Below are 11,388 nucleotides of genomic sequence, written 5' to 3' on the forward strand. Positions count from 1 at the left end.
CCAGGATCAGAGTAATCAGGCCGCCGCGCTCGCCTTGAAGGCATCCTCGGCCAGACGGACGGCCGGTGGTGTGCCTACGGTCATCCATAGGCCGCCAAGGCGCACGCCGAAGAGGCGCTCGGCTTCGATCGCGCTGTCGAAGATCTGGTTGAGCGAGAAGGGCTCGGCCTCGTATCCGTCGAATAGCTCTGGCTTCATGATGCCGGCGCCCGCATAGATGAAGGGCGAGATGTCGCGCTCCTCGCGCCGGGTCAGGCGCCCGGTGGCATCCATCACGAAGTCGCCGCGCCCGTCATAGCCGGTCGATTGTGCCATATCGGCGATGAGAAGGCTGATATCCATCGCCTCAGGGCGCCAGAGGGCGGCCAACAGGTCGAGATTGTCGCGATAGCCTTCGATCCAGAACGTATCGGCATTCATCACATAGAACGGATCGGGACCGAGATGCGGAAGCGCCTTGACGATGCCGCCGCCCGAATCGAGCAGGCGATCGGTCTCGTCCGAAATGATGATCTCCACATCCGATCGCTTCCGCAGATGCGCCCGCATCAGATCGGCGAGATAGTGGACATTCACGACGATCGTCTCGACGCCGGCGCGCACGAGCGCGTCGACGCCGTAGTCGATCAATGCCTTGCCATGAACCTCCACAAGGGGCTTCGGCATGGTCGACGTGATGGGACGCATGCGCTTGCCGAGGCCTGCTGCCAACATCATGGCCGTTTTCGGCCTATTCGAAATCTCGCGGACGGAGTTCATGGGTCGCATCATCTGTAAACTGTGGAGGCGTATCGGTCCGCTTCGTCAGCGCGGCTCTGTCACGCCGAGATCGGCATAGAGCAGTTTCAGCGCCGACAGGGTCGGATGATTCAGCGTTCGCTGAAGATAGCCGCGTATCCGAGGGATGTGACGTCTGTATTGCGGTTTTCCATCCCTGACCGCAAGCCGAACGAAAATGCCCAGAATCTTCGAGGCTCGCTGAGCCGCCATCACCGCGTAATCGCGCTCGAAGGCGAACGGCTTGAAACTCTCATCGGTTTCTCTTCGCGCCTTCACATAGGCTGCGACGAGCGCGGCCTCTAATTCCGGCGCCACATCGACGCGCGCGTCCTGGGCGAGCGAGGCGACGTCGTAGGCGGTGGGACCGATCATCGCATCCTGAAAGTCGATGATGCCGATCCGAGCCGGACCGATCGCATCGGCCTGCCATAGAATATTCGGCGAATGATAGTCGCGCAGGACGAGCGTCGTCTCGGCGTCCTCGATCTCGGTCAGAATCGCCGCCCAGGTCTCGGTGAAGCGCTCTCTCTCGTCCTCGCCGAGCGGCGCGCCGCGCATTTCCGGCACATACCAGTCGATCAGGAGCTCAGCCTCGATGGTCATAGCTCTCTTATCGAAGCTTGGGACGTGATGCTTTGCGCCGCCCGGAATGGGAAGGTCGCTTTCCCATGTCCTGTCATGGAGGCGAGCGAGACATTCGACGCTCGCTCTGTAGCGCGTCGGGTCCGGCGAGCCGTCGGGCTTGAGGATCGTTCCCTTTCCAAGATGGCTTGTGAGAAGAAGGCCGGCCTCGAGATCGGCCTTCAGGATAGTGGGTACGGTGAAACCTGCTCGTCCGAGCGCACCGGCAATTGCCACGAATGGCGCGACATCCTCAGCGAGATGAACGAGTTGGCTATAGGGAAGGCCGTCGCGGATGGGGGGGCCATCGGCTTTGCGCGGTGCATCCATGAGAAGAAGCGGAGCGCTCTCGTCACCGACCGTCTCATAGCGGCGGGAGGAGGCATCGCCCAGGAGAAAGCGGCGCTTCGTTTCAGGCAAGTCCGCATTCGTCAGAAAATGCCGGATGGCAAGCGTTCGCGCGAGGCGGTCGGCCGCTTCTTCGCGTGCTGCTATGGCTACGCGGCGTCCTTGGGTTTCGCTGACGGCCAATTCGATGACGATCGTCGCTCTCGAGATCAGATCGCCTCCATTTTCTGGCCATTCGACCAAGGCGATCCCGCTCTCCAGTGCCTCGTCGAGGCCGAGTTCGGCAAGCTCCGTGGAATCGCTCAGCCGGTAGAGATCGAAATGGGAGACAGGGTGGCGCCCAGGATAGGCCTGAACCAAAGTGAAGGTCGGGGAGGGCACGTCGAGATCGTCCTCCCCGACCAAAGCGCGGATCGCAGCGCGGGCGAGCGTCGACTTGCCGACCCCGAGATCACCCAGGAGAGCGATGAGGTCGCCGGGCCTGAAGGCAAGCGACAGGTCTTCGCCAAGACGGCGCGTATCGGCCTCGCTGGCGAGATGGAAATCGACGAGGCGGGTGAGGGGCGCAATCGTGTCGTCCTCTGACGACTTTGGCATTTCAATCACGTGCGTGCGGCTCATTCTGCGGCGTCCCGAAAGTCCTGCGAACGGGTCGCAGCCTCCGTCGTTTCGGTCCTCAGGGGATCGTCGTCGCCCGCTCCGTTCGGATCGTCCGGCGAGAATGGGAACACGCAGGTGATACACGTGCCGCCGTTTTGCGGACATTCGACGGTGATCGTCCCATGGTGCAATTCGACGAAACTCTTGACGATGGACAGGCCAAGGCCGGCGCCCGATGAGCGTCCTCCATCGGGATTGCTCTCGAAGCGTTCGAAGATCGTCTCGATCTGTTCGGGGAGAATGCCAGGGCCGTTGTCGGTGACGGAGAAGGCGACCGCATCCGCCTCGCGCCAGGCGCGAAGTCCGACCGTCGAACCATGCGGGGCGAAATTGGCGGCGTTCGACAGGAGATTGAAGAGGATCTGGGTCAGACGCGGCCCATCGGCGCGGAACGCGGTGCCGGCTTCGGCGATGTCGATGTCGAGCGCGATCTGATGTTCGAGTAGCCGGTCGCGCACGCCATCGACCGCATGGTCCACCGTGGCCGCGATATCGACGTCGGAGACTTCGAGTTCCATGATGCCGGCATCGATCGTCGCCAGATCGAGAATGTCGTTGACGATGGTCAGAAGCGAAGAGGTCGAAGACCCGATATAGTCGAGATATTCGCTCTGTTTCGGATTGAGCGGGCCGGTCTCGGGTGCCCGCAACAGAGCCGAGAAGCCGATGATCGAGGTGAGCGGCGAGCGAAGCTCGTAGTTCACATGCTTGACGAAGTCGTTCTTGATACGGTTCGCTTGTTCCAGGGCCTCGTTACGCTCACGCAGCATGCGTTCGGCCGCGCGCGCATCCGACACGTCCGAGAAGGTCAGCATGGTTTGAGCGTTCGGCAGGGGAACGGCGCGATAGGCAACCGTGCGGCCCGAAGATAGCTCCATTTCGCCCGCTTCGGACGCGCGCTCCATCTCGTCGAAGGAGGTGACGACGATGGCAAATTCCGCCCAAATATCGGCGCGATCGGCCGCCTCGGCCTTGATCGCCGTCAGATCGCGGAAGGTCTGAATGCGCGGATTGGTGGAAAGATAGGCCTCTTCCAAACCGAACATCTCGGCAAAGACTGGGTTGGACAGGCGCAGGCGCCCGTCGGAGCCGAACACAGCAACACCCTCCGACAGATAGTCGATCGTCTCACGTTGGAGGCGGATGACCGTCTTGATCTGCATCTCCAGCTTCAGCTTCTCGGTGATGTCCTCGAAGACAAAGGTCGCGCCGCCTTGCGGATGGGGCGTCGCCACGACGCGCAGGGTGCGGCCGTCGGACAGGTGCCACATATCTTCGGTGGGTTCCGTCGCCTTATAGGCGGCGAGCACCTCTTGGCGCTTCTGGCTTGGAAAGGCGGTTTCGGTCGGCAGCACGCCCCGGCTGCGAAGATGATCGAGAAGCGCGACGTGATCCGGGTCGCCCTGCAAGAAGGGCTCGGTCAGTTCGAACAGATCCTTGAAGGCGGCGTTGTGATAGCTGAGGCGGGTCTCGGCGTCGAAACGGGCGACGGCCGTGCCCAGCTGGTCGAGGGTTTCCGATTGGCTGTCGATCGTCTGGCGCAATTCGCGCCGAACGCTTTCGGTCTCGGAAATGTCGATGGCCAGGCCGGCCGTGCCGAGCGGTCCAGCGGTCTCGGTGACGTCGAAGATATGCCGATCGGCGGCGACCACGGTTGAGAGCTTGTCGGCGAAAGTCTCGCCGGTCACGACCGTCTCGGCGATCCGGCGCCGGTCCGTCTCGCCGAGAAATTCGACTTGTTTCTCGATGGCTTCGGCCGGGTCCTTGATATCGACGGCCTCGGCATAGGCCCGATTGACCCAGACCAACCGGCCGTCCTCTCCGCGCAGCCATGTGGGCACCGGGGCGGTGTCGAACAGGGTCTGCATGGTCTCGACCGTCGCGATCGCCTCGGCATGCTCGGCCTCGATGGTTTTTAAGGTCACGCGAAGGCCGCCGAGATGGCTGAAGCGTACGAGCGCGAGGCCGCCATGGGTGCGGCCTGCGACCTCGACGAGTTCGCCCTTCATCGTGTCGAAGGATTCGCTGAAGGGCCGGCCCGTCGTGCGAAGTTGTTCGATCAAGGCTGCGAGTTCCCCCGCCACCTCCACCGGGAGCCATTCGGCGAAATCGAGGAAATTGCTGTGGGTTTGAGGTGTGCCGGCCTTTGCCGGCAACTGGCCATAAACATGGGGCTGGCCCGGTCCGCGATAGACGAGAAGCCGCTGATCGTCGGCGGCAAGAAGCGCTAGCCGTTCGCCGGCATCGTTCGACAGCTTCGCGATTTCGGAGCGCAGAGCCTCGTTCTCATCCACGAGCCGCGCGCGATATCGCATCAGATAGACCGCGCAGATCATCGCCGTGCCGATGAGGATCGCGACGAGCGACATGAGCGTCAGCGCGACGGGGTCCTCGACGATCCCGGTGGGACGCTGGAAACCTTGCGCCAAGGCGCCGCAGGGCATCAAAGTCAGGGTGAGAGCCAGGGAGAATGCGCCCGGGCGGCGGGTGTTGACGATCGTGAGAGAGGGCAAAGCGATCACCTGGAAAATCGTCCGAGCCGAATCCATCGTGGTCCGCGGCGCAGGCCTGCACCCGGTTGCCCGTTTCTTCATCGTATCGATCCCCGTATTGCCGCGATTTGATCCTGGAACGATCGTCAGACGCATCACTCTCGTGGCCGGGTCCACCATCCCTGCCACGATTCGGACATAGTAGCCGAGAGACGGATCAGCGCAATGGTGGATGGTTAATGCGGGCTGAACAAAAAAAGCCGCCGGAGTCCTTGAACTCCGACGGCTTTTTTGATCCGGGCCAGGCCCGAAGACGGGTCAGTATCGATAATGCTCAGGCTTGAAAGGCCCTTGCGGCGTGACGCCGATATAGTCGGCCTGCGCCTCGGAGAGCTCCGTCAACTTTGCTCCAAGCTTGCCGAGATGCAAACGGGCAACTTTCTCGTCCAAATGCTTGGGCAGCACATAGACCTTGTTCTCGTACTGTCCGCCCTTGGTGAACAGCTCGATCTGGGCCAGCGTCTGGTTGGTAAAGGAGGCCGACATTACGAAGCTCGGATGGCCGGTGGCGTTGCCGAGATTGAGAAGGCGGCCTTCCGAGAGCAGCAGCATGCGCTTGCCATCGGGGAAGGTGACCATGTCGACCTGCGGCTTGATGTTCGTCCACTGCATGTTGCGCAGGGCGCCGACCTGAATCTCGTTGTCGAAATGGCCGATATTGCCGACGATCGCCATGTCCTTGAAGGAGCGCATGTGGTCGAGGGTGACGACGTCCTTGTTGCCTGTCGTCGTGATGACGATGTCGGCCGTCGGGCCAGCGTCTTCGAGCGTGACGACCTCGAAGCCGTCCATGGCGGCCTGAAGCGCGCAGATCGGATCGACCTCGGTGACCTTCACCCGGGCGCCAGCGCCGGCGAGCGACTGGGCCGAGCCCTTGCCGACATCGCCATAGCCGCAGACGACGGCGACCTTGCCGGCCATCATCACGTCGGTGCCACGGCGGATGCCGTCGACGAGGCTTTCCTTGCAGCCATACTTGTTGTCGAATTTGGACTTGGTGACGCTGTCATTGACGTTGATCGCCGGGAAGGGAAGCAGGCCCTTCTTCTGCAGCTGATAGAGACGGTTAACGCCCGTCGTCGTCTCCTCGGTCACGCCCTTGATGGCGTCGCGCTGTTTGGCGAAGAAGCCCGGCGTTTCGGCCATGCGCTTCTTGATCTGCGCGAAGAGGATCTCTTCCTCCTCATTGCCGGGATTGGACAGAACATCCTCGCCGGCCTCGGCGCGGGCGCCCAGAAGAATATACATCGTGGCGTCGCCGCCATCGTCGAGGATCATGTTGGAGGGCTGGCCATCCGACCACTGGAAGATGCGGTCGGTATAGGTCCAGTACTCTTCCAGTGTTTCGCCCTTGATGGCGAAGACCGGAACGCCGCTCGCGGCAATGGCGGCGGCGGCGTGATCCTGGGTCGAGAAGATGTTGCAGGACGCCCAACGGACTTCGGCGCCGAGCGCGGTCAGCGTCTCAATCAGCACCGCCGTCTGGATCGTCATATGCAGCGAACCGGTGATGCGCGCACCCTTCAGCGGCTGATCGGCGCCAAACTCTTCGCGGCAAGCCATGAGGCCCGGCATCTCGGTTTCGGCGATCTGGATTTCCTTGCGCCCGTAGTCGGCGAGGCTCATGTCCTTGACGATATAATCGGTCGATTCGGCCATGTTGCGCGGCTCCTTGAACGGAAAAATGAATGTGTGCGTGCGCCGCGCGAAGCGACGCAGTCTCGGGCAGTCTCCTAGCAGGTCATCAACGGCTACTCAAGAAGATATAAACAAATCTTTATGTCTTGATGTGATGGGGCGATTTGACCGCTGGCAGGCCGATGATAACGTCCCGCGCAACGGATCGAGGTTGATCGTATCGGGTCCCTCGACGGTCTGGAGGAGGATGTGACCATGCGATATTTCCGAGGCCTCCTGCGCGGCAGTGCCACGCTTTGTCTCTTGCCGGCGCTGGCTCTCGCTCCGGCCATGGCACAAGATGGTTTGCGGGACGGCGCCGCACTCGCCGCACCGCTGCAGCCTTCGAGCGCGCGGCAAGAGCTTGTCGATATCGGATCTCTATTCGCGCTGACGCTTCCCTATGCCTTCGATTTCGCGGTCTCGGTCGGGCGCAGCTTCGCCATCGTCAGCTATGGCACGCGGCGCTACGATCAGATCACGGATTCCTTCGTCATCACCGACCTCCGCATCGCTCGCGGCGATTTTCAGATGGCGATCGATCAGCTGCGCATAGCGCCCACAGAGACGATTATCGAAGGCTTCGCGATCGATACGCGCGCTCTCCCGCTCGATCCGACCGTGCGAGCCGTTCTGGAACGGCTCGACAAGGAGATTCTAAACCTCAAATCGAGCATCGTGAGCGACGTTGCTCCCTCGAGTGGCGATGTCCGCTTTTCGATGACGGTTTCGGGCGACGAAGTCGCGCGTCTGGAGGTCGCCGCCGATCTCCGCAGATTTCACCTTCTCGCACCGATCGAGGGGGTGACGCCGCCGGGCCAGGATGTCCAATTCGCTGGCCAGCTGGTGACGGCCCGGGGCGATCTGACCGATGCGGGGCTGGTGGAAGCCATCACGACGACTATTGGCGAGAAGAATGACCTGGATGCGGTTCAGGCTCGGGATATGGCCTCGGCCATGGCCGGCATCGCGATAGCCTCCATGTTTGCCTCGCTTCCCGGCGGTTCGACCTCGGAGCTCGACGGCGCCGCGCAATCCTGGTCGGTGGCCGTGCAGGAATTTCTGCGAGACCCGGATCGCCTGTCGATCAGGCTCGATCCAGCGCGGCCCTTCGATCTCGCCGCTTTCAACGATGGGGAGGTCTTGGCAGCCGATGTGTTGGCCCTCAGACCATCCGTGACGAATGGCCCTGTCGATCGCGTGCCGCTCATCTCGAATGCGGCTGCCACGAGCGCGGCAGACGATCCGGCCCGTGAAGAGGCGCTCTCTTTCGCCTTGATCGAAGGGCGCGGCCTTCCGCAGGACATTCCGCGAGCCGTGGCCATGCTCGAGCCGCGTCTTCTGTCGGGGGACATGTCTGCGGCCTCGAGCCTTGCGCGCGCGCTCGTCCTCAATCCTGGGGCCGAGATGTCGCAGGAGGCGCTCAGCCGCATCTATGAGGCGGTGTTGCTCGCCCGTGCGGACCGCAACGGCGTCGAGCCAAGCCTCACCGAGACATTGACTAAGCGCTTGTCGCCGGCCGAGATCGCGGTGGCGGAAGCGGTGGCAGCCGAGTCCTGGCGTCAGAGCGAGAGCGGGCGGCAGGCGGACACGGCCGAAACCGCGTCTCTTGCCGCGCGCGACTGGGCGGCGCTGCGCCGCTTGGCCTATGCTTACTATGAAGGGATCGGGCGGCCTCGCAATCTGCAGCGGGCCTATGCACTCGCCAACATCGCCGCCGCCGGCGACGACAAAGCGGCGAGGCTCTTGCGCGACAAACTCGCCAGAGCGAGGGCGACGGGCGACGTCATCTGGCCAGAAGACGAGACGGGCCGACTGATCGCGTCGCTTTGGGATGAGGTTCTGCCACAGCCGGCGGACAGTGCCGGTGAAGGAGCGAGTCCTGAGAGCGCAAGATCCGAGGGCTCCTCTGCGCCTGAGGATGCGGGGACAAATGACGACGAAGAAGAAACCGGCGCGCAATGAAGTGGGCGGGGGTCTTTCTTCGTTCAGCGCATCGTCCTGCGTGATGTCGGCCCGAACTCGGCAGCCGTTGCGCCGGATATGGGATGGGGCAAAACGAAGCGGCGCATTCGGGTGAGTGCGCCGCTTCGAAGTCTTCGAGACCTGTCAGAAGAGCTCTATTTCGGCGCGATCATCTCGCGGGGATCGACGATGCGATCATAATCCTCGCCCGACACCAGGCCCGACGCGATCGCCTCCTCGCGCAAGGTCGTGCCGTTCTTGTGAGCGGTCTTGGCGATATTTGCCGCATTGTCATAGCCGATGGTCGGCGCCAGAGCCGTCACGAGCATAAGCGATTGCTCCATCAGCGACTTGATGCGGCCCTCATTTGCCTCGATCCCGTCGACGCAATGCTCGGCGAAACTCACCATCCCGTCGGCCAGAAGGCGGATGGAGGACAAGACGGCATTCGCGATAACCGGCTTGAAGACGTTGAGCTCGAAATGCCCCTGGCTCGCGGCAACCGTCACGGTCGTCTCATGGCCGAAGATCTCGGTCGCCACCATGGTCAGCGCCTCGGCCTGGGTCGGATTGACCTTGCCCGGCATGATCGAGGAACCCGGCTCATTGGCCGGGAGGTTCAACTCGCCGAGACCCGAACGGGGCCCCGATCCAAGGAAGCGGATATCATTGGCGATCTTCATAAGGTCGGCGGCGAGCGTGTTCAGCGAGCCGTGGAAGAAGGTGAGGGCCCCGTGAGAGGCGAGCGCCTCGAACTTGTTCTCGGCGGTGCGGAAGGGATGGCCGGTGAGCGAGGCGATCTCGGCCGCGATTTCCGTGTCGAAGCCGACCGGGGCATTGAGACCGGTGCCGACCGCCGTGCCGCCTTGGGCAAGGGCCAATACGCCGTCGAGCGCATCGCCGACGCGCTTCTTGGCCAGCTCGAGGGCCATCGCATAGCCGGAGAATTCCTGGCCGAGCGTGACCGGGGTCGCGTCCTGGGTGTGGGTGCGGCCGATCTTGATGATCTCGGCATAGGCCTTCGCTTTCGCGTCCAGCGAGGCATGGAGCCGATCGAGCGCCGGCATCAGAAGCCGATGCGTCTCGATCACCGTCGCCACATGCATCGCCGTCGGGAACACGTCGTTCGACGACTGGCTCATATTGACGTGGTCGTTCGGATGAACAGGTTTCTTAGAGCCCATCGTACCGCCCATCAGTTCGATGGCCCGGTTCGAGATCACTTCATTGACATTCATATTGGTCTGGGTGCCCGAACCGGTCTGCCAGACGACGAGCGGGAAATGATCATCGAGCTTGCCGGCGACGATCTCGTCCGCCGCTTTTTCGATCGCGTCGGCAATCTCGATCGGCAGCTTGCCCTTCTTGGCCGACACCCTTGCTGCCGCCTTCTTGATCGTCGCCAGCGCATGGATCAGGGGCAGGGGCTGGCGGTCGCCGCCGATCTTGAAATTGTTCCGCGATCGCTCGGTCTGGGCGCCCCAATAGCGGTCCGAGGCGACTTCAATCGCGCCGATGGAGTCGGTTTCCGTGCGTGTGCTCATGGCCAGTCCCTTCCATTGCATCGAGAAGCGGGTCCCCCGCGCTGGCGCCTGGCATAAAGACCGCCGCTGGGCTCTGGAAGAGGGGCGGCGGGCTAAAATCGGTTTAGCGTCTCTTTCCCGTCCAAGTGCGATGGGATCTTCGAACGCCAATCGACCCGCCTCTTCGCTTGTGATTGGTTCAGATAAGAGGCGCGAGACTCTTTATACCAAAGGCTGTTTCCTCTAAGGGCTTAACAGCAATGGCTTTTCCAGCCATTGACTGGTCGAGATCCACGGCTCTCCGTGTGATCTGTCGGAATATGAGCGGGACGCAATGACTAAGGACCTCGGCGCAGACAGTCGCGAGTCGGAACTTCCAGAGCTGGATTCATCGATGGAACGCGCTGGTCTCGACGATTCGCTGTGTTTCGCGCTTTACCATGCGGCCAATGCGATCATTCGGGTCTACCGGCCCCTTCTTGCGAAATTCGATCTGACCTATCCGCAGTTCCTCGTTATGATGGTGCTGTGGGACCATGGTGCCTTGAGCGTGTCGGAGATTGCCGGGCGTCTCGATCTGGCGGCCAATGCAATCACGCCGCTGATCGATCGGCTCGAGGCGATCGGTTATGTCGAACGCGCTGCTCATGAGCGCGACAGGCGCGTTTCCGTGATTGGGCTAACCGACAAGGGAAGCGAGTTGGAGCGGGAGGCCTCGCTGATCCAACAAGCCGTTGGCTGCCGAATTCCCTTGGACGATCAGAAATTTCGACTCCTTCTTCAGGATCTGAAACTGATCGCCGACGATTTGTCGGACAAGGGTATTCTCACGCCGCGTCGCTCGAAGCTGGCCTCTTCCTAACCACCGTTTCTGGCTTGCGGACAATATGTCGCGCTGGAAGAATCGAGAGCCTATCCGCTGGCTGCCTAACCAAGATGCAAGTTGATCAGCCGACAGCCGCGACGAATAGTCTGGATCTCTTGTTCGTCGTGACGTCGTAAGTGGCCGATCGACATTCACGGCCTCACAGTCCTATTCGAATGACTAAGTGAGGGCCGCTTAGATCTCGCTAGCCATAGTTGCTTTCCTTAGCGAAGGACCCCGGCGCTGGCGCTCGATCATGTCGGATAGGAACACGGTCGGTGCGAAAGATATCTCTTTGATATTATGTGGCAGATGAACGGGAGATGGTCCCTCGTTGCCCTCGCCCGCGCGGGTTTTTCGCAGGAATTTTCCGCCCTCCGGTAGTCGATCCGCAAGA

The 11,388-nt window shown here is 61.9% G+C and carries 7 protein-coding genes; 2 read left to right on the top strand and 5 right to left on the bottom strand.

Annotation, left to right across the window (positions count from 1 at the left end; all coding sequences use genetic code 11):
• Positions 1–15: 15 nt before the first annotated feature.
• The 4 genes from B9A15_RS10015 to ahcY all read right to left on the bottom strand — a co-directional run bounded on the left by B9A15_RS10015 (position 16) and on the right by ahcY (position 6,620).
• Positions 16–717, bottom strand: a complete 702-nt coding sequence (locus B9A15_RS10015) for a nucleotidyltransferase family protein (RefSeq protein WP_244556883.1) — start codon at positions 715–717, stop codon at positions 16–18.
• An 87-nt stretch (positions 718–804) separates the two neighbouring features.
• Positions 805–2,370 carry a tRNA (adenosine(37)-N6)-threonylcarbamoyltransferase complex ATPase subunit type 1 TsaE gene (gene tsaE / locus B9A15_RS10020; protein WP_244556884.1) on the bottom strand — a complete coding sequence of 522 codons (1,566 nt, stop codon included), beginning with the start codon at positions 2,368–2,370 and terminating at the stop codon, positions 805–807.
• The gene (locus tag B9A15_RS10025) at positions 2,367–4,958 is read right to left on the bottom strand and encodes a sensor histidine kinase (RefSeq protein WP_244556885.1); all 2,592 of its coding nucleotides are present in this window, start codon (positions 4,956–4,958) and stop codon (positions 2,367–2,369) included. Before B9A15_RS10025 ends, tsaE begins: the two co-directional genes overlap by 4 nt.
• A gap of 261 nt (positions 4,959–5,219) precedes the next feature.
• The gene (gene ahcY, locus B9A15_RS10030; RefSeq protein ID WP_084409919.1) at positions 5,220–6,620 is read right to left on the bottom strand and encodes an adenosylhomocysteinase; all 1,401 of its coding nucleotides are present in this window, start codon (positions 6,618–6,620) and stop codon (positions 5,220–5,222) included.
• 234 nt (positions 6,621–6,854) lie between these two features.
• On the opposite strand from ahcY, the gene B9A15_RS10035 reads away from it, so the two are divergent.
• Entirely contained in the window at positions 6,855–8,603 is a 1,749-nt protein-coding gene (locus tag B9A15_RS10035; RefSeq protein WP_084409920.1) for a hypothetical protein, read from the top strand.
• Positions 8,604–8,758: 155 nt separating this feature from the next.
• Here B9A15_RS10035 and fumC read toward each other — a convergent pair whose 3' ends face one another.
• A complete protein-coding gene (fumC, locus tag B9A15_RS10040) occupies positions 8,759–10,147 on the bottom strand; it encodes a class II fumarate hydratase (RefSeq protein WP_084409921.1) in 1,389 nt (462 codons plus the stop codon).
• 373 nt (positions 10,148–10,520) lie between these two features.
• Between fumC and B9A15_RS10045 the strand changes: the two genes are divergently transcribed.
• Complete coding sequence (locus B9A15_RS10045) at positions 10,521–10,988, top strand: MarR family winged helix-turn-helix transcriptional regulator (protein WP_084409982.1); 468 nt, start codon at positions 10,521–10,523, stop codon at positions 10,986–10,988.
• Positions 10,989–11,388 lie beyond the last annotated feature (400 nt).

It is taken from the genome of Fulvimarina manganoxydans, assembly GCF_900176465.1.
In the GTDB taxonomy this organism is placed as follows: domain Bacteria; phylum Pseudomonadota; class Alphaproteobacteria; order Rhizobiales; family Rhizobiaceae; genus Fulvimarina; species Fulvimarina manganoxydans.

What these genes read in the sequence shown, in the direction of transcription:
- fumC (WP_084409921.1), bottom strand. Translation starts at nt 10,147, where the DNA reads ATGAGCACACGCACGGAAACCGACTCCATCGGCGCGATTGAAGTCGCC.
- B9A15_RS10015 (WP_244556883.1), bottom strand. Translation starts at nt 717, where the DNA reads ATGATGTTGGCAGCAGGCCTCGGCAAGCGCATGCGTCCCATCACGTCG.
- B9A15_RS10025 (WP_244556885.1), bottom strand. Translation starts at nt 4,958, where the DNA reads ATGGATTCGGCTCGGACGATTTTCCAGGTGATCGCTTTGCCCTCTCTC.
- ahcY (WP_084409919.1), bottom strand. Translation starts at nt 6,620, where the DNA reads ATGGCCGAATCGACCGATTATATCGTCAAGGACATGAGCCTCGCCGAC.
- B9A15_RS10045 (WP_084409982.1), top strand. Translation starts at nt 10,521, where the DNA reads ATGGAACGCGCTGGTCTCGACGATTCGCTGTGTTTCGCGCTTTACCAT.
- tsaE (WP_244556884.1), bottom strand. Translation starts at nt 2,370, where the DNA reads ATGAGCCGCACGCACGTGATTGAAATGCCAAAGTCGTCAGAGGACGAC.
- B9A15_RS10035 (WP_084409920.1), top strand. Translation starts at nt 6,855, where the DNA reads ATGCGATATTTCCGAGGCCTCCTGCGCGGCAGTGCCACGCTTTGTCTC.